Origin of the sequence: Pseudomonas sp. FP453 (assembly GCF_030687495.1) — a bacterium.
Classification (GTDB): Bacteria; Pseudomonadota; Gammaproteobacteria; order Pseudomonadales; family Pseudomonadaceae; genus Aquipseudomonas.
Genome location: NZ_CP117435.1, coordinates 3,714,703 through 3,733,527, shown reverse-complemented (window position 1 = coordinate 3,733,527; position 18,825 = coordinate 3,714,703). Strand labels below are relative to the sequence as shown.

General features: G+C 61.2%; 16 protein-coding genes and 1 pseudogene. All 17 read right to left on the bottom strand.

Going from position 1 to position 18,825, the window contains the following annotated elements; translation table 11 throughout:
- Positions 1–2 precede the first annotated feature (2 nt).
- Positions 3–506, bottom strand: coding sequence for an NADH-quinone oxidoreductase subunit J (gene nuoJ, locus PSH87_RS16770; RefSeq protein WP_003219561.1), 504 nt, complete (start codon positions 504–506; stop codon positions 3–5).
- A 9-nt stretch (positions 507–515) separates the two neighbouring features.
- Complete coding sequence (nuoI, locus tag PSH87_RS16765) at positions 516–1,064, bottom strand: NADH-quinone oxidoreductase subunit NuoI (RefSeq protein WP_003174725.1); 549 nt, start codon at positions 1,062–1,064, stop codon at positions 516–518.
- 11 nt (positions 1,065–1,075) lie between these two features.
- Entirely contained in the window at positions 1,076–2,083 is a 1,008-nt protein-coding gene (gene nuoH, locus PSH87_RS16760; protein WP_017137518.1) for an NADH-quinone oxidoreductase subunit NuoH, read from the bottom strand.
- Positions 2,080–4,796, bottom strand: a pseudogene (nuoG, locus tag PSH87_RS16755) (NADH-quinone oxidoreductase subunit NuoG). The gene nuoH and the pseudogene nuoG overlap by 4 nt, the downstream one beginning before the upstream one ends.
- A gap of 135 nt (positions 4,797–4,931) precedes the next feature.
- Positions 4,932–6,287, bottom strand: coding sequence for an NADH-quinone oxidoreductase subunit NuoF (nuoF, locus tag PSH87_RS16750; RefSeq protein WP_003174722.1), 1,356 nt, complete (start codon positions 6,285–6,287; stop codon positions 4,932–4,934).
- On the bottom strand, positions 6,284–6,781 hold the full coding sequence (nuoE, locus tag PSH87_RS16745; protein ID WP_017737149.1) for an NADH-quinone oxidoreductase subunit NuoE: 498 nt from the start codon (positions 6,779–6,781) through the stop codon (positions 6,284–6,286). The genes nuoF and nuoE overlap by 4 nt, the downstream gene beginning before the upstream one ends.
- 2 nt (positions 6,782–6,783) lie before the next feature.
- A complete protein-coding gene (gene nuoC, locus PSH87_RS16740; protein WP_026136827.1) occupies positions 6,784–8,568 on the bottom strand; it encodes an NADH-quinone oxidoreductase subunit C/D in 1,785 nt (594 codons plus the stop codon).
- 73 nt (positions 8,569–8,641) lie between these two features.
- Positions 8,642–9,316 carry an NADH-quinone oxidoreductase subunit B family protein gene (locus PSH87_RS16735; RefSeq protein WP_012724951.1) on the bottom strand — a complete coding sequence of 225 codons (675 nt, stop codon included), beginning with the start codon at positions 9,314–9,316 and terminating at the stop codon, positions 8,642–8,644.
- A gap of 10 nt (positions 9,317–9,326) precedes the next feature.
- Positions 9,327–9,740 (bottom strand): NADH-quinone oxidoreductase subunit A, encoded by a 414-nt coding sequence (locus PSH87_RS16730; protein WP_003219575.1) that lies wholly within the window; start codon positions 9,738–9,740, stop codon positions 9,327–9,329.
- A 657-nt stretch (positions 9,741–10,397) separates the two neighbouring features.
- Positions 10,398–11,723 carry an isocitrate lyase gene (gene aceA / locus PSH87_RS16725; RefSeq protein WP_017737152.1) on the bottom strand — a complete coding sequence of 442 codons (1,326 nt, stop codon included), beginning with the start codon at positions 11,721–11,723 and terminating at the stop codon, positions 10,398–10,400.
- 489 nt (positions 11,724–12,212) lie between these two features.
- The gene (locus tag PSH87_RS16720) at positions 12,213–12,950 is read right to left on the bottom strand and encodes a secretin N-terminal domain-containing protein (protein WP_305430288.1); all 738 of its coding nucleotides are present in this window, start codon (positions 12,948–12,950) and stop codon (positions 12,213–12,215) included.
- A 230-nt stretch (positions 12,951–13,180) separates the two neighbouring features.
- Positions 13,181–13,603 carry a GNAT family N-acetyltransferase gene (locus tag PSH87_RS16715; RefSeq protein ID WP_305430287.1) on the bottom strand — a complete coding sequence of 141 codons (423 nt, stop codon included), beginning with the start codon at positions 13,601–13,603 and terminating at the stop codon, positions 13,181–13,183.
- Entirely contained in the window at positions 13,596–14,762 is a 1,167-nt protein-coding gene (locus tag PSH87_RS16710) for a cupin domain-containing protein (protein ID WP_207043784.1), read from the bottom strand. The genes PSH87_RS16715 and PSH87_RS16710 overlap by 8 nt, the downstream gene beginning before the upstream one ends.
- Positions 14,763–14,846: 84 nt before the next feature.
- A complete protein-coding gene (purB, locus tag PSH87_RS16705; RefSeq protein WP_017737156.1) occupies positions 14,847–16,217 on the bottom strand; it encodes an adenylosuccinate lyase in 1,371 nt (456 codons plus the stop codon).
- Between the two features lie 124 nt (positions 16,218–16,341).
- The gene (hflD, locus tag PSH87_RS16700) at positions 16,342–16,965 is read right to left on the bottom strand and encodes a high frequency lysogenization protein HflD (RefSeq protein ID WP_305430284.1); all 624 of its coding nucleotides are present in this window, start codon (positions 16,963–16,965) and stop codon (positions 16,342–16,344) included.
- A complete protein-coding gene (mnmA, locus tag PSH87_RS16695) occupies positions 16,962–18,086 on the bottom strand; it encodes a tRNA 2-thiouridine(34) synthase MnmA (RefSeq protein WP_305430283.1) in 1,125 nt (374 codons plus the stop codon). The genes hflD and mnmA overlap by 4 nt, the downstream gene beginning before the upstream one ends.
- Positions 18,087–18,145: 59 nt before the next feature.
- Entirely contained in the window at positions 18,146–18,592 is a 447-nt protein-coding gene (locus tag PSH87_RS16690) for an NUDIX hydrolase (protein ID WP_017737159.1), read from the bottom strand.
- Between the last annotated feature and the right edge of the window lie 233 nt (positions 18,593–18,825).

Here is an 18,825-nt window from a genome sequence, read left to right as displayed (position 1 = left end):
CGTCATTGCTCCTTGGCTTCGTTGCGGCCCAAGTGGAAGGCGGTGATGGCTGCGGCGAGCAGCAGCATCGAAGCCAGTTCGACCACCAGCAGGTACGGGCCGAACAGGCTGATGCCCACGGCCTTGGCGTCTACGGTGGTGTGGCCGATGGCCTGGCCGCTCTGGTGAGCGAACAGCACATACAGCAGTTCACCCAGCAGCAGGGCTGCCAGGATCACCGGGCCGAGCCAGATGCCGGGCTTGAGCCAGACGCGCTCCTGGGCGACCGAAGCCGGCCCCAGGTTGAGCATCATCACCACAAACACGAACAGCACCATGATGGCGCCCGCGTAGGCGATCACTTCCAGGACACCGGCGAACGGTGCGCCGAGGCTGAAAAAGGTCATGGCCACGGCGATCAACGAAATGATCAGGTAGAGCAGGGCGTGCACAGGATTGGTGTTGGTGATCACGCGAAGCGTGGACACCACTGCAATACCGGACGCGAAATAGAAAGCGAATTCCATCTTTCTTCCTTAAGGCAGCAAGCTCTTCACGTTGATCGGCTCGGCTTCGTTTTGTGCGGCGCCTTTCGGCTTACCGGCAACGGCCATACCTGCAACACGATAGAAGTTGTAATCAGGGTTTTTACCGGGACCAGAGATCAGCAGATCTTCTTTCTCGTACACCAGGTCCTGACGTTTGAACTCGGCCATCTCGAAATCCGGTGTCAGCTGGATCGCGGTGGTCGGGCAAGCTTCCTCGCAGAGGCCGCAGAAAATGCAGCGCGAGAAGTTGATGCGGAAGAAGTCCGGGTACCAGCGACCGTCTTCGGTTTCAGCTTTCTGCAGGGAGATGCAACCCACCGGGCACGCCACGGCGCACAGGTTGCAGGCTACGCAACGCTCTTCGCCATCGGGGTCGCGGGTCAGCACGATACGGCCGCGATAACGCGGCGGCAGGTACACCGCTTCTTCCGGGTATTGCAGGGTGTCGCGTTTGCGGAAGCCATGGCCGAAAACCATCACCAGGCTTCGCAACTGGGTACCAGTACCCTTAACGATGTCGCCAATATATTTGAACATGGGTCAAATCCTCACTGAACCGCGCCGGCTGGCGTGTTCAACAACACAACGGCAGCCGTCACCAGCAAATTGATCAGGGTCAGCGGCAGGCAGAAGCGCCAGCTGAAATCCATCACCTGGTCGTATCGTGGACGCGGAATGGAAGCGCGCAGCAGGATGAACAACATGATGAAGAACGCGGTCTTGAGGAAGAACCAGAAGAACGCCAACTGCGGCAGGATGCCGAACGGACCGTGCCAGCCGCCGAAGAACAGCGTGACCAGCAGGGCCGAGATCAAGATGATGCCGATGTACTCACCGACGAAGAACATGCCCCATTTCATGCCGGCGTATTCAATGTGGTAACCGTCGGCCAGTTCCTGTTCCGCTTCCGGTTGGTCGAACGGGTGACGGTGAGTCACGGCGACGCCAGCGATGAAGAAGGTACAGAAGCCGAAGAACTGCGGAATGATGAACCACAGGTTCTGCGCCTGGTACTCGACGATGTCGCGCATGTTGAACGAGCCCACCTGCACCACGATGCCCATCAGCGCCAGGCCCATGAACACTTCGTAGGACACGGTCTGGGCCGAAGCCCGCAAGCTGCCCAGCAGGGCGAACTTGTTGTTGCTCGACCAACCGGCGAACAGCACCGCGTAGACCGACAGGCCGGCCATGGCGAAGAAGAACAGCAAGCCGATGTTCAGGTCCGCCACGCCCCAGGTCGGGGTGATCGGGATGATCGCGAAGGCGATCAGCAAGGCGCTCATGGCCACGACCGGTGCCAGGGTGAAGATCACCTTGTCGGCAAACGGCGGGGTCCAGTCTTCCTTGAAGAACATTTTCAGCATGTCGGCCGCGATCTGGAACATGCCGAACGGGCCAACGCGGTTCGGACCGTAACGGTCCTGCCACCAGCCCAGCAGGCGACGTTCGACGAAGCTGAGCAGGGCGCCCGCGACGACCACGGCCAACAGGATCACGATGGCCTTGACCACCGAAATGATCACGTCAATTACTTCCGGCGTGAACCAAGTCATTGCGCTGCCTCCTGCAGACCGTCAACGGTTTTGCCAAAGATCGCCGCAGGAATACCGGCGATGCCTTTAGGCAGTGCGATCAGGCCAGCGCCCAGCTCTTCATTGATACGCAGCGGCAGACGCAGGGTCTGGCCGGCCACGTTGAGGCTGAGCAGGGCACCTTCGTTGACGCCAAGGCGGTCGGCTTCGGACTTGGCCACGGACACGTAGGGCAGCAGGGATGCGCTCTTGCACCGGTGCGGCCTTGGAAGAGTTCTCTTCGCTGCCGAACAGGTGGAAGAACGGCACAACCTGCCAGGTGCCCTGGGCCGGGTTGAACGGACGCGGTACGGCAGCGAACCAGTTCAGGGCGTCACCGGTGCTTTCGATCAGGCGGGTGCCCGGGTCGCCAGCGCGGATATGACCACCGACTTCGTCCTGGAACTTGTTCCAGGCCTGCGGCGAGTTCCAGCCCGGCGACCAGGCGAATGGCACCTGCTGACGGGGTTCGGCCGAACCCGAGTAGCCTTCCATGGAGAAGGCGAACGCGGTATCCGGGTCTTTGCGGCGTACGTGGTTCGTGCACGCTGATATTGGCGCGCATGGCGGTACGACCGGAGTAACGCAGCGGTTCACGGGCCAGTTTCATGCCCTTGATGCGGAACGCGGCGGATGGCGCAGCATCGATGATGCGCGCCAGTTGCGGCGTGCTGGCAGCGGTAGCGGCGGTCACGTGGTCGAGCTGGGTCCAGTCGATCGGCTGGTTCAGCAGGGTGGCGCGCAGGGCATGCAGCCAGCGCCAGCCTTCGTGAACCAGGATGCTGGCGTCCATGTACTTCGGATCGAACACCTGGAAGAAGCGCTGGGCGCGGCCTTCCTGGCTGACCAGGGTACCGTCGCCTTCGGCGAAGGTGGCGGCTGGCAGCACCAGGTCGGCCCGTTCGCTGGTGGCGGTGGTCTGGTGGTCGGCGACGATCAGCACCTTGGCTGCGTCCAGTGCCGCGTCAACCTTGGCGGCATCGGTGCGGGTGTACAGGTCGTTTTCCAGCACCACGATGGCGTCGGCGTTGCCGTCGATCACCGCTTGCAGGCCAGCGTCCAGGGACTCGCCACCGAGCATGGCCAGGCCAAGGCTGTTGGCTTCCGGCACCACCAGGCTGATGGAACCGTTCTTGTCGCGCAGCTTCAAGGCTTTGGCGATGTTGGCTGCGGCTTCGATCAGCGCCTTGGAACCCAACGAGGTGCCGGCAATGATCAGTGGACGCTTGGCAGCCAGCAGGGCGTCGGCGATACGCTGGGCCAGGGCCACGGCTTCGCTGTCCAGGCCTTCGACGGCAGGGGCGCTGGCGTCGAGGGCGTGGGCCACGGCGAAACCGATGCGGGCCAGGTCGTCCGGTGCGGCGTGCACGCATTCTTCGGCGATGTCGTCGAGCTTGGTCTCAGCCAGGCTGGCGATAAACAGCGGGTTCAGCGCGTGCTGGCCGATGTTTTTCACCGCGGCGTCGAGCCATGGCTGGACGCGCATGGCGTCGGCCATGTCTTCGGCCTTGCCTTTCACCGACTGGCGCAGGGACAGGGCCACGCGGGCAGCGGTCTGGGTCAGGTCTTCGCCGAGGACGAAGATGGCGTCGTGGTCTTCGATGTCGCGCATGTTCGGGACTGGCAGCGGGCTGTCGTTCAGCACTTGCAGGACCAGGCGGATGCGCTCCAGCTCGGCGGCTTCGATACCGCTGTAGAAGTGCTCGGCGCCGACCAGTTCGCGCAAGGCGAAGTTGCTTTCGAGGCTGGCGCGCGGCGAACCGATGCCGACGATGTTGCGGCCGCGCAGCAGGTCGGCGGCTTTATCCAGCGCGTCGTCCAGGCTCAGCTTGGCGCCACCGGCCAGCAGAGGCTGGCGTGGGCGGTCTGTGCGGTTGACGTAGCCATAGCCGAAACGGCCACGGTCGCACAGGAAGTACTGGTTGACCGAACCGTTGAAGCGGTTTTCGATGCGACGCAGTTCGCCGTAGCGCTCGCCCGGGGAGATGTTGCAACCGCTGGAGCAGCCATGGCAGATGCTCGGGGCGAACTGCATGTCCCACTTGCGGTTGTAGCGCTCGGAGTGAGTCTTGTCGGTGAACACACCGGTCGGGCAGACCTCGGTGAGGTTGCCGGAGAACTCGCTTTCCAGTACGCCGTCTTCAACGCGACCGAAGTACACGTTGTCGTGGGCGCCGAACACGCCGAGGTCAGTACCGCCGGCGTAGTCTTTATAGAAGCGCACGCAGCGGTAGCAGGCGATGCAGCGGTTCATTTCGTGGGAAATGAACGGGCCCAGTTGCTGGTTCTGGTGGGTACGCTTGGTGAAGCGATAACGGCGCTCGTTGTGGCCGGTCATCACTGTCATGTCTTGCAGGTGGCAGTGACCGCCTTCCTCACAGACCGGGCAGTCGTGGGGGTGATTGGTCATCAGCCATTCGACGACACTGGCGCGGAACGCCTTGGATTCTTCATCTTCGATGGAGATCCAGGTGTTGTCGGTGGCTGGGGTCATGCACGACATGACGATACGACCACGGGTGTCGTTCTCGTCGGTGTATTGCTTGACCGCACACTGGCGACAGGCACCGACGCTACCAAGCGCGGGGTGCCAGCAGAAATACGGGATGTCGAGGCCGAGTGACAGACACGCCTGTAACAGGTTGTCCGCCCCATCGACTTCGAGCGCTTTGCCGTCTACGTGGATAGTGGCCATGGTTCAAAGTTCTTCGTTGGCCCGTTGTCAGCGGGCGTGGCTAATGGAATCTTGTTATTCATGTGCATCTACACAGCCGTTAAGGCGCCGGCACATGAGAAAGCGAAGGGCACGGACCCTTCGCTTCTTTAAGCGTTACGCGCCGACTACGATCGGCCTCGCCAGAGGCGGGACGGCGGCGCTGGTAGGCGCGATGCCGGCTTCGAACTCCGAGCGGAAGTATTTGATAGCGCTGCCCAATGGCTCCACGGCGCCCGGTGCGTGCGCACAGAACGTCTTGCCTGGGCCGAGGAAACCGACCAGACCCAGCAGGGTCTCGATGTCGCCCTCGCGGCCTTCGCCGTTTTCCAGGGCCATCAGCAGTTTCACGCTCCACGGCAGACCGTCGCGGCATGGGGTGCAGAAGCCGCAGGATTCGCGGGCGAAGAACTGTTCCATGTTGCGCAGCAGCGAGACCATGTTCACGGTGTTGTCCACCGCCATCGCCAGGCCGGTACCCATCCGGGTGCCGACCTTGCCGATGCCGCCGGCATACATCTGTGCGTCGAGGTGCTCAGGGAGCAGGAAACCGGTACCGGCGCCGCCTGGCTGCCAGGCTTTCAAGGTGTAGCCGTCGCGCATGCCGCCGGCGTAGTCCTCGAACAGTTCGCGTGCGGTGACGCCGAACGGCAGTTCCCACAGGCCAGGGTTCTTGACCTTGCCGGAGAAGCCCATGAGCTTGGTGCCCATGTCTTCGCTGCCTTCGCGGGCCAACGATTTGTACCAGTCCACGCCGTCGGCGATGATCGCCGGCACGTTGCACAGGGTCTCGACGTTGTTCACGCACGTCGGCTTGCCCCACACGCCCACGGCGGCAGGGAAGGGCGGCTTGGAGCGCGGGTTGGCGCGGCGGCCTTCGAGGGAGTTGATCAGTGCGGTTTCTTCACCGCAGATATAACGCCCGGCGCCGGTGTGCACGAACAGTTCGAAGTCGAAACCCGAACCGAGGATGTTCTTGCCCAGCAGGCCCGCTGCCTTGGCTTCTTCCACGGCACGGTTGAGGTGCTTGGCGGCGGTGGTGTACTCGCCCCGCAGGAAGATATAGCCACGGTAGGTTTTCAGCGCGCGGGCGCTGATGAGCATGCCTTCGATCAGCAGATGGGGCAGTTGCTCCATCAGCATGCGGTCTTTCCAGGTGTTCGGCTCCATTTCATCCGCGTTGCACAGCAGGTAGCGGATGTTGATGGATTCGTCTTTTGGCATCAGGCCCCACTTAACGCCCGTGGGGAAGCCTGCACCGCCGCGACCTTTGAGGCCGGCGTCTTTCACGGTCTGGACGATATCGTCCTGGGCCATGTCGGCGAAGGCCTTGCGCGCCGCTGCGTAACCGTTCTTGGCCTGGTACTCGTCGAGCCAGACAGGCTCGGCATCGTCACGCAGGCGCCAGGTCAGCGGGTGGGTTTCAGGCGAACGCTTGATCAGGTTGGCCGGGCCGAAAGATGTAAGGGTCATGGGTAGCCCTCGAGCAATTGGGTCACGCCAGCTGCCTGCACGTCACCGAATGTGTCGTCGTCGATCATCAACGCCGGCGCCTTGTCGCAGTTGCCCAGGCAGCACACCGGCAGCAGGGTGAAACGCCCGTCTGCGGTGGTCTGGCCGAGGCCGATGCCCAGTTTGGTCTGGATCGCGTCGACCACTTTCTCGTGGCCACCGATGTAGCAGACCATGCTGTCGCACACGCGAATGATGTGGCGGCCTACGGGCTGACGGAAGATCTGGCTGTAGAACGTGGCCACGCCTTCAACGTCGCTGGCCGGGATGCCGAGGATCTCGCCGATGGCGTAGAGGGCGCCGTCCGGCACCCAGCCACGTTCCTTCTGGACGATCTTCAAGGCTTCGATCGACGCCGCGCGCGGGTCTTCGTAGTGATGCAACTCGTGCTCGATGGCCGAGCGCTCGGTTTCACTGAGGGTGAAACGGTCTGTCTGGATAAGCGTGCTGTTCATGCTTAGCGGTCCACGTCGGCCATAACGAAATCGATACTACCCAGGTACGCAATCAAGTCCGCGACCATCTCGCCTTTGATCACCGAAGGGATCTGCTGCAAGTGCGGGAAGCTTGGGGTACGAATCCGGGTGCGGTAGCTCATGGTGCCGCCATCGCTCGTCAGGTAATAACTGTTGATACCCTTGGTCGCTTCAATCATCTGGAAGGATTCGTTGGCCGGCATGACCGGGCCCCACGAAACCTGCAGGAAGTGCGTGATCAGGGTTTCGATGTGTTGCAGCGTGCGCTCTTTCGGCGGCGGCGTGGTCAGCGGGTGATCCGCCTTGTACGGGCCGGCCGGCATGTTGCGCATGCACTGCTCGATGATCTTCAGGCTCTGGCGCATTTCTTCGACGCGCACGATGCAACGGTCGTAGGCATCGCCATTGGCCGCCAGCGGTACTTCAAATTCGAAGTTCTCGTAGCCGGAGTACGGGCGCGCCTTGCGCAGGTCGAAATCGCAACCGGTGGAACGCAGGCCAGCACCGGTGACGCCCCATTCGAGGGCCTCTTTGGTGTTGTAGGCAGCGACGCCGATGGTCCGACCCTTGAGGATGCTGTTGTCCAGCGCGGCCTTCTGGTACTCGTCCAGACGCTTGGGCATCCAGTCGATGAATTCCTTGACCAGGCGCTCCCAGCCGTTCGGCAGGTCGTGGGCCACGCCGCCGATGCGGTACCAGGCCGGGTGCAGGCGGAAACCGGTGATGGCTTCGATGACCTTGTAGGCGCGCTGACGGTCGGTGAAAGTGAAGAACACCGGGGTCATGGCGCCGACGTCCTGGATATAGGTACCCAGGAACAGCAGGTGGCTGGTGATGCGGAAGAACTCGGCCATCATGATGCGGATGGTGTCGACGCGGTCCGGGACCTTGATGCCGGCCAGCTTCTCGACCGAGAGCACGTACGGCAGGTTGTTCATCACGCCGCCGAGGTAGTCGATACGGTCGGTGTACGGGATGAAGCTGTGCCACGACTGGCGCTCAGCCATCTTCTCGGCACCACGGTGGTGGTAGCCGATGTCCGGCACGCAGTCGACGATTTCTTCGCCGTCCAGTTGCAGGATGATACGGAAGGCACCGTGAGCCGAAGGGTGGTTCGGGCCCAGGTTGAGGAACATGTAGTCCTCGTTGGTGCCGGAGCGTTTCATGCCCCAGTCTTCCGGACGGAAGCGCGCGGCTTCTTCTTCAAGCTGCTGCTTGGCGAGGTTGAGGCTGAACGGGTCGAATTCGGTGGCGCGGGCAGGGAAGTCCTTGCGCAGCGGGTGACCTTCCCACGTGGGCGGCATCATGATGCGCGTCAGGTGCGGGTGGCCCGGGAAGTCGATACCGAACATGTCCCAGACTTCACGCTCGTACCAGCTGGCGTTCGGCCAGATACCGGTCACGGTCGGGACGCTCAGGTCGCTTTCGCTCAGCGCGACCTTGATCATCACGTCGCTGTTACGTTCGATCGACATTAGGTGGTAGAACACGGTGAAGTCGGCGCCGCTCGGCAGCCCTTGACGCTTGGTGCGCAGACGCTCGTCCACGCCATGCAGGTCATAGAGCATGACGTACGGCTTGGGCAGGTTACGCAGGAAGGTCAGGACTTCGACGAGCTTGGCGCGCGCCACCCACAGCACCGGCATGCCGGTGCGCGTGGCCTGGGCGGTGAAGGCGTCAGGGCCAAAACGGTTATTGAGTTCGACGACCACATCCTGGTCGTCTGCCTTATAAGGCGGGATGTACAGAGCGCTGCCTGTAGTCATGGTTTTTTTATCGCTTTCGGTCAACGTAAAGAATGAAGCCAGGTTTTCGTTCTATAAAAAGAAGCGGACTGGATCAGACTTCGTCGGGGCTGCGCAGGTTGGTCACTGCGATTCGCTGTTCGCGGCGCTGTTCCTTTTGCGAAGGCATCTCGGCGCGGTAAACGCCTTGATCGCCGACGACCCAGGACAGTGGGCGACGCTCCTTGCCAATCGATTCCTGCAACAGCATCAAGCCTTGCAGGAACGCTTCGGGGCGGGGCGGGCAGCCGGGCACGTAGACATCCACGGGCAGGAACTTGTCCACCCCTTGGACAACGGAGTAGATGTCGTACATGCCACCGGAGTTGGCGCACGAACCCATGGAGATAACCCACTTCGGTTCGAGCATTTGCTCGTAGAGACGCTGGATGATCGGCGCCATCTTGATGAAGCAGGTGCCGGCGATAACCATGAAATCCGCCTGGCGCGGTGATGCCCGGATAACTTCGGCGCCGAAGCGTGCGATGTCGTGGGGCGCCGTGAAGGCAGTGGTCATTTCCACGTAGCAGCACGAAAGGCCGAAGTTGTACGGCCACAGGGAGTTTTTACGCCCCCAGTTGACCGCGCCACTCAGCACGTCTTCCAGCTTGCCCATGTAGATGTTTTTGTGGACTTGATCTTCTAACGGATCGGAGACGGTTTCCCGTTCGCCGATAGGGTACTGATCGTTAGGAGCATCCGGGTCGATCCTGGTGAGATTGTATTGCATCGCCAAAGCCTCATTGTTTCAGCTTCGCTTGCCGCTTACGACGAGCTTCCGGAGCCCAGTCAAGGGCGCCCACTCGGAATAGGTAGACAAGGCCTGCCAACAGAATTGCTATGAAAACGAGAGCTTCGACGAATCCGGTCCAGCCGCTTTCGCGGACGGACACAGACCAGGCAAAGAGAAAGAGGGCTTCGATATCGAAGATCACGAACAGCATCGCGACCAGATAGAATTTGGCTGAGAGCCGCAAGCGGGCGCCACCTGTAGGTAGCATGCCGGACTCGAACGGTTCGTTTTTGCTGCGGCCCCAGGCTTTTGACCCGAGGAGGCTGGAGACACCGAGCATGAAGGCGCAAAGGCCGACAACACCGAGAAGGAAAATGGCAAAGCCCCAGTTGTGGGCCATGAGTCCTGTCGCTTCGGTCATGCTGGAAGTCCTTAACAGAGAGCAAGGGTCTCTGAGCTTAAAAAAGTAACGATGCAGTGACGATATGTCGCACTGCAATCAATCGCGGTGATTTTATGGCTAAACACCGGGCAAGTAAAATTCCTATAGCGAAATTATTCGATGGAATAAGGACATAGTGCACCTCGATGGGGCTGCAACCCTTGTGTGGTGGGCATTAGCGGGCATTTAATCAAATGTGTTTTGTTTAAGCTGTAACGAAGTTTTCATGCGCCAAATGATAATGAATATTGTTTGCGTGGGGTTTAAGCGAATGTTTCGCGTGTGGCGGGGGAAGTTGTCGTTACTTGCTTGATTGCTGCTTAGTTGATGACGGGGATCTTTTAGCCGATCTGGTCAGCGCGAATACCGCTCTGGATCAATGTTTTGCCAAAAATCTTCTGAATGAATGCATTCCCCTTGTGGGAGCGGGCTTGCCCGCGATGGCGGTGCGTCAGAGATGAATCGAGTGTCTCGCCCACCGCCATCGCAGGCAAGCCAGCTCCCACATTTTGATCTGTGTGGTGTCAGTCGGATTTTTATCAGCGCAAAAAAACGCCCCGAACAGGTCGGGGCGTGATTTTTTGCGGCACTGCGGTTAGGTCTTCCTTGGGGCCGCAGTGGCCGTGTACGCGGTGCTTAGTGGAACTGTTCTTCTTCGGTCGAACCGGTCAGCGCGGTCACGGACGAGGAGCCGCCCTGGATCACGGTGGTCATATCGTCGAAGTAGCCGGTGCCCACTTCCTGCTGGTGCGCCACGAAGGTGTAGCCTTTGGCGGCGTCGGCGAATTCCTGCTCTTGCAGCTTCACGTAGGCAGTCATGTCGTTGCGGGCGTAGTCGTGCGCCAGGTTGAACATGCTGTGCCACATGTTGTGAATGCCGGCCAGGGTGATGAACTGGTGCTTGTAGCCCATGGCGGACAGTTCGCGCTGGAACTTGGCGATGGTCGCGTCGTCCAGGTTCTTCTTCCAGTTGAAAGAAGGCGAGCAGTTGTAGGACAGCAGTTGGTCCGGGTATTCCTTCTTGATCGCCTCGGCGAAGCGACGGGCTTCGTCCAGGTCTGGCTTGGCGGTTTCGCACCAGATCAGGTCAGCGTACGGCGCGTAGGCGAGGCCGCGGGCGATGGCCTGGTCGAGACCGGCACGCACCTTGTAGAAACCTTCCTGGGTGCGTTCGCCAGTGACGAACGGCTGGTCGTACGGGTCGCAATCCGATGTCAGCAGGTCCGCGGCGTTGGCGTCGGTACGGGCCAGGATGATGGTCGGTGTACCGGCAACGTCAGCCGCCAAACGTGCGGCGGTGAGCTTCTGTACGGCTTCCTGGGTTGGCACCAATACCTTGCCGCCCATGTGACCGCATTTCTTCACCGACGCCAGTTGGTCTTCGAAGTGCACGCCGGCAGCACCTGCTTCGATCATGCTCTTCATCAGCTCGTAGGCGTTGAGTACGCCGCCGAAACCAGCCTCGGCGTCAGCCACGATTGGCGCGAAGTAGTCGATGTAGCCTGCGTCGCCTGGGTTCTTGCCGGCTTTCCACTGGATCTGGTCGGCACGACGGAACGAGTTGTTGATGCGCTTGACCACGGTTGGAACCGAATCCACCGGGTACAGCGACTGGTCGGGGTACATGGATTCAGCGGAGTTGTTGTCCGCTGCCACTTGCCAGCCGGACAGGTAGATCGCCTGGATGCCGGCTTTTACCTGTTGCACTGCCTGGCCGCCAGTGAGGGCGCCCATGCAGTTGACGAAATCTTTGTCGGGACGGAAGGACGGCTTGGCACCTTGGGTGACCAGGTTCCACAGCTTCTCGGCGCCGAGTTTTGCAAAGGTGTGCTCCGGTTGAACCGAGCCACGCAGGCGGACGACGTCAGCAGCGGAATAAGCGCGGGTCACGCCTTTCCAGCGTGGGTTTTCAGCCCAGTCTTTTTCGAGGGCTGCAATTTGCTGTTCGCGTGTCAGTGCCATGGGAGTAAACCTCGTCGCGTCTTGTTTAGAAGATCCGTTTTCCAGCCGTGCAATCGATGCGTGGGCAGGGCTGCTCGCTGACCAGAAGCTTAGGCGGTCATGTCGGGTCTGGCGGGGAATGCGACGGGATGAACGTGTTGCGAGAGGAGGAGTTGAGCAGGTAGGGGCGAACTGCGGGCAGTCTTCGGGCGTCGTGGGCCTTTGTACGAACCATCAGTGTGTAGCCGGGTTACCTGGTTGGCTTCCGTCCCTCGGGACAACTTCGTTCCAGTCGCAACCTCGTCAAACACACCTTGTGGGCGGTACAGACACGAATCGGCTCGGGTGGGTAGCTTGGAGCGCGATCCGAAGGCCCTTGCCAGGGCCCCTGATTAGCGGGAGCGAGGCCATCATGCCCATGCTTTTTTGGCTCGTCAAATGTTTTGTAGTGCTTATTTTCAAGCACTACATCTTTAGTCTAAGACGACTCATCAGTCAGTTTTTGGTGCTTCAGTTCAGGGTGTCGACCTTGACCCGCAAAGTCAGGTCATCGCGGCCCTGAGTAGAGTAGGTGCGGGTTCCAGAGGATTTGTCGGCCTGGGTCTCGCGGTTGATCCCGGCCAGAGGGATCCATTCACCCAAGCGGCCGCTGACGGTTGTGTCGGTACTTTGCACGTTCACTACATCGGGACGTTCCTGGCTCATGCGGTCACGGTTGGTACTGATGGCCAGGTGAACGGTCTCGCCGGTGACGCTGGCGGTCACGTAGAAGCCCTGGGTCACGTTGCGGTATTGGGTCTGGTTTTGCGGGCGGCCGTAGGCGTCCGGTTGGGTGGTGGTCAGCGGCACGCTCTGGCCGACCTGGATCAGCGCCGGCACGCCTTCGCTGGCCTGGATCTGCTGCACGCCGCCGTCGCGGCTGGCGGTGCCGTAGCTGATGATGCGGGTCTGGCTGTCGCCGCTGTTCTGCTGGTTGTTCTCGTTGGTGTCGACGGTGATCAGCAGGCGCTTGGCCGGGGTGTCGAGTTGCGCGAGCAGGGCGCGCAGGTCCTGGATCTTGCCGGGGTCGGCCTTGACAATAAGCTGGTTGCCGTAGGCGCTGACGGTGCCGTCCTTGCCGATGAAGTTCTGCGCCACGGGCAGCAGGTCGGCGCTGGTGCGGTTGCTCAGGTTGACCACTTCGGTGTCGGCCATGGCCGTGACGCTGGTGGCCAGCAGGAGAGCGGTGAGCAGGGTGCGTAGGGACATATCCGTTATCTCTGCGAGTCATTAGGCTTGATAGTGCCAGTTTGTCGGCCTGGCGGGGCGCAAGTTGAATCGTAGACGGCAAAATGCCCTGGCAGGGCAGGGCATTTTGGGGTGTTGCTGCAAAAGGCATCGCAGGCAAGCCAGCTCCCACATTTGACCGAGTACATCCTTTGGAATGCGATCACCTGTGGGAGCTGGCTTGCCTGCGATGCAGGCGACGCGGTCTCGGATCAGCCCTCGCGCACCATATCGACATGGGGAATCCCGACTTCAAGAAACTCCTCACTGACGATCTTGAACCCCAGTCGCTCATAAAACGGCGCCGCATACACCTGCGCACTGAGGAACTGCTTGGCCTGGCCGCGTTGCTCGGCGACGCCAATCACCGCTTCCATCAGCTTGTCGCCGACTTTAAGCCCGCGCCAATCCTTGAGCACCGACACGCGCCCGATCTCGCCGCTGGGCAGCAAGCGGGCGGTGCCAATCGGAAAGTCGCCTTCGAAGGCGAGGAAATGCACGGCGTCAGCGTCGTCTGCGTCCCATTCCAGCTCTGGGGGTACCGATTGTTCAGCGATAAATACCGCTTCACGAATGCGCCGTATCTCGGCGATATCCTTTTGCCAGTCCGCGACACTTACGTGAATCTTATTCATCGGCAAACCCCAGGCTTCCTTGCTTGACCAGTTCGCACAGCAGGTCGCGGCCGTCTTCGTCCGCCAGCCACGGGCCGAGGTTTTCGGCGTGCAGGGCGTCGGCGGCGCAGATCAGTTTCAGCAGCTCGCGCAGTTTGCCCGGCAGGTAACGGCTCTGGCCGCTGGCGAACAGCAAGACGTCGTCGTCCACTTCCGACCAGGCCATGCGCGCGCTCGGGTTGCGCACCAGGATCGCGCCGTCTTGCAGGGCGCCGATAAAGTCGTCCTCGCCCAGCTCTTCGCCGGCCACCAGTTCCGGGTAGCGCGGCTCGGTCATGAACTGGCCGAACCAGGTCAGCAGCATGCGCTCGTCGCTCATGTGCTCGGCCAGCAGGCTTTTCAGGCGGTCGAGGGCGTCGCTCTGGATCTGGTGCGGGTCGCTGACCGGCTGGGCGTCGGCGTCGGTGTAGCGCTCTTCGTCGGTCAGGTACTGGGCGAGGAAGTCGGTGAAGTGGGTCAGCACTTCGGCCGCGCTCGGTGCACGGAAACCCACGGAGTAGGTCATGCAGTCGTCTTCGGCGATGCCGAAGTGGGCCAGGCGCGGTGGCAGGTAGAGCATGTCGCCCGGCTCCAGCACCCATTCGGCGCTTTCTTCGAATTCGGCGAGGATGCGCAGGTCTGCGTGTTGCAGCAGCGGGCTCTCGGAGTTGCACATCTGGCCGATTTTCCAGTTGCGCTTGCCCTGGGCTTGCAGCAGGAACACATCGTAGTTGTCGAAGTGCGGGCCAACGCTGCCGCCGGGTGCGGCAAAGCTGATCATCACGTCGTCGATGCGCCAGCTTGGCAGGAAGCGGAACTGCTCCAGCAGCTCGGCGACTTCCGGCACGAACTGGTCGACGGCTTGTACCAGCAGGGTCCACTCGCGCTCGGGCAGGGCGCCGAAAGCATCTTCGGCGAACGGGCCGCGACGCAGCTCCCACGGACGTTCGCCGTGTTCGATCACCAGGCGCGACTCGACTTCTTCTTCCAGGGCCAGGCCGGCCAGTTCGTCGGCGTCGATCGGGCTTTCGAAATCGGGGATCGCCTGGCGGATCAGCAGCGGTTTTTTCTGCCAGTAGTCGCGCAGGAATTCCCGTGCCGTGATGCCGCCCAGAAGTTGAAGAGGGATGTCAGGATTCATGTGTAACCTATTGAAAGAAAGCACTTTTCAGACTGGAATAAAAACGCCCGGCGCGGCCGGGCGTCTCAAAGGGTCTTGCGATGATCAGATGCGCTTGGCTTGCTCTACAGCGTTGCCGATGTAGTTGGCCGGGGTGAGCAGTTTCAGCTCGGCCTTGGCCGCGGCTGGCATGTCCAGGCCGTCGATGAAAGTTTGCAGCGCCTCAGGGCTGATGCCCTTGCCGCGCGTCAATTCTTTCAGCTTCTCGTACGGGTTTTCGATGTTGTAGCGGCGCATCACGGTCTGGATCGGCTCGGCCAGGACTTCCCAGCACGCGTCCAGGTCAGCGGCGATCTTCTGCGCGTTAAGCTCCAGCTTGCTGATGCCTTTGAGGCTGGCTTCGTACGCGATCACGCTGTGAGCGAAGCCCACGCCGAGGTTGCGCAGTACGGTGGAGTCGGTCAGGTCGCGCTGCCAGCGGGAGATCGGCAACTTGCTGGCCAGGTGCTGGAACAGGGCGTTGGCGATGCCGAGGTTGCCTTCGGAGTTTTCGAAGTCGATCGGGTTGACCTTGTGTGGCATGGTCGACGAACCGATTTCACCGGCAATGGTGCGCTGCTTGAAGTAGCCCAGGGAGATGTAGCCCCAGATATCGCGATCGAAGTCGATCAGGATGGTGTTGAAGCGCGCAATGGCGTCGAACAGCTCGGCGATGTAGTCGTGCGGCTCGATCTGCGTGGTGTACGGGTTGAAACCCAGGCCCAGCTCGTCTTCGATGAAGGCGCGGGCGTTTTCTTCCCAGTCGATTTCCGGGTAGGCGGAGAGGTGGGCGTTGTAGTTGCCCACGGCGCCGTTGATCTTGCCCAGCAGCGGCACGGCCGCGACCTGAGCGATCTGACGCTCCAGGCGGTACACCACGTTGGCCAGTTCTTTGCCCAGGGTGGTCGGCGAGGCCGGCTGACCGTGGGTGCGCGACAGCATCGGCACGTCGGCGAAACGGATCGCCAGTTCGCGGATGGCGTTGGCGGTCTGGCGCATCAGCGGCAGCATTACGTCATCACGGCCTTCGCGCAGCATCAGGGCGTGGGACAGGTTGTTGATGTCCTCGCTGGTGCAGGCAAAGTGGATGAACTCGCTGACCTGCGCCAGTTCCGGCAGCTTGGCGGCTTGCTCTTTGAGCAGGTACTCGATGGCTTTGACGTCGTGGTTGGTGGTGCGCTCGATCTCTTTCACACGCTCGGCGTGCTCCAGGGAAAAGTTTTCCGCCAGGGTGTTGAGCACAGCGTTGGCCTCGGCGGAAAACGCCGGCACTTCGCTGATGGCGGGGTGAGCGGCCAGGCGCTGGAGCCAGCGCACTTCAACCAGAACACGAGCACGGATCAGACCGTATTCGCTGAAAATAGGGCGCAGGGCCTGGGTTTTGCCGGCGTAGCGGCCGTCAACAGGGGAAACCGCAGTGAGCGAAGAGAGCTGCATGGGGTGTTCTCGGACAGTCGGGCAACGAAATGGGGCGCGTATCATACATGAAAAAATCCGCCGGTCCGTCGCCAACTGACCGGCGTATTACGCGTAACGCTTGAAAAAATGCGGTTGCTGCGACTTATTCGTTGCGCATCAACGGGTAAAGCTCTTTGAGCAATTTGCGCCGGCTGATCACCAACTGCCAACGATGACCGCCCAACTGGCGCCACAACCGCGCCGAACGAATACCGGCCAGGAGCAGGGCGCGGATTTTCGAGGCGTTGTTCGGTTGTTGCAGGTTGCGCATGTCGCCGTGGACCTGGATCCGCTGGCGCAAGGTGCTCAAGGTGTCCTGATACAGCGCACCGCAGGCGGCGATCACGTTTTCGTGGGCCGGGCCGAAGTGTTCCACCTGGGCTTGAATCTGTGGCAGGCGCTTGCCGATGACTTCCAGCATGTCCTCGCGCTTGGCCAGTTGCCGCTCCAGGCCGAGCATCGACAGGGCGTAGCGCAACGGCTCGCGCTGCAGGGTGCTGGGGTCGCGCTCCAGGGCGCCGATCAGCGCGCGGTAGCCTTCTCGCAGGGCGATGTCGTCGCCGCCGTAGACTTCCAGGGTGTCCTTGGGGTCGCGGATCAACAGGCTGCCGAGCATGCAGGTCAGGCCCGCCTCGGTGACCTGGCCGGTCTTGGCGATCTTGTCCACCAGGACGGCGGCGAGGAAGACCCCGCCCAGTGCCGTCAATTGTTCCTGGGTCGGGCTCATGCCTTTTGGCTCCAGGCTTCGGCGATTTCAATCACGCCGCCGCCCAGGCAGATTTCGCCGTCATAGAACACCACGGACTGGCCTGGAGTGACCGCGCGTTGCGGGTCATCAAAGGTGGCGCGGTAGCCGCTGGCGGTCTTTTCCAGGGTGCAGGGCTGGTCGCTTTGGCGATAGCGCACCTTGGCGGTCAGGCGGCGCGGGGTGCTCAGGTCGATCGGGTTGACCCAATAGATTTCCGAAGCCAGCAGGGCGCCGGAGAACAGCAGCGGGTGCTCGTTGCCCTGGCCGACGATCAGCTCGTTGTTTTCCAGGTCCTTGACCAGCACGTACCACGGCTCTTCACCGGCGTCTTTCAAACCGCCGATGCCCAGGCCCTGGCGTTGGCCGATGGTGTGGTACATCAGGCCGTGGTGGCGGCCGATGACGTCACCGTCGGTGGTCTTGATCTCGCCCGGTTGTGCCGGCAGGTATTGCTTGAGGAAGTCGCTGAAGCGGCGCTCGCCGATAAAGCAGATCCCGGTGGAATCCTTCTTCTTGGCCGTGGTCAGGCCGTGCTTTTCGGCGATCTTGCGTACTTCGGGTTTTTCCAGCTCGCCCACCGGGAACAGGGTCTTGGCGATCTGTTCGCCGCCGACGGCGTGCAGGAAGTAGCTCTGGTCCTTGTTCGGGTCCAGGCCTTTAAGCAATTCGGTGCGGCCATCGATGTCGCGGCGGCGCACGTAGTGGCCAGTGGCGATCAGGTCGGCGCCCAGCATCATGGCGTAGTCGAGGAACGCCTTGAACTTGATTTCACGGTTGCACAGGATGTCCGGGTTCGGCGTGCGACCGGCCTTGTACTCGGCCAGGAAGTGCTCGAACACGTTGTCCCAGTACTCGGCGGCGAAGTTGGCGGTGTGCAGCTTGATACCGATCTTGTCGCACACGGCCTGGGCGTCCGCCAGGTCGTCCATGGCGGTGCAATATTCCGTTCCATCGTCTTCTTCCCAGTTCTTCATGAACAGGCCTTCCACCTCATAACCCTGCTCCATGAGCAGAACGGCGGAAACGGAAGAATCCACGCCGCCGGACATGCCGACGATGACGCGCTTCTTTTGTGTGTCAGAAGGGGCTGGATCACGCATAGGGTTTCAACGGGTGTCTTGAAAAAGGACGCGATTCTATCAGGCTCGGGCCTTCAAGGCTAAAGAGAAGGGCGGATCAATTCCAGGCTGTGGCGCTGGCCGGCCAAATAATCATCGATACAGCGGATGATCAGCTCGCTGCGCCAGTCTTCGCGCACGGCCAGCAGCTCGTCACGGGTCAGCCAGCGGGCGCGGATGATGCCTTCGTCGAGTTGATAGTCCGGGTGGTGTTTCAGGGCCTTGGCGATGAAGCAAACCCGTTGATAGGTCACGCCATTGCTCGGGGCGGTGTAGAGGTAGATGCCGACGATGCCGGTGGCTTCCACATCCCAGCCGGTTTCTTCGAGGGTTTCGCGCACGGCGGCTTCGGTGAGGGTTTCATGCGGGTCGAGGTGGCCGGCGGGCTGGTTGAGTACGGCGCGGCCGTTTTTCAGTTCTTCGACCATGAGGAAGCGGCCGTTGTCTTCGACGATGGTGGCGACGGTGATGTGGGGTTGCCAGGTCATAAACGGCCTCAAGGATGATGTGGCTGGAGAAACTCGGTCGATGTGGGAGCTGGCTTGCCTGCGATGGCTGTCTGTCAGTTGATACAGCTGCAACTGACCCACCGCTATCGCGGGCAAGCCAGCTCCCACATTTGATTGGGTTTATTCAGTGAACCTGCATAAGCAATCTGCATGATGAGCCTGACATTTTATGATTTTACGGATGCCAGGGCTTGGCGCAGTTTACCTCTTCA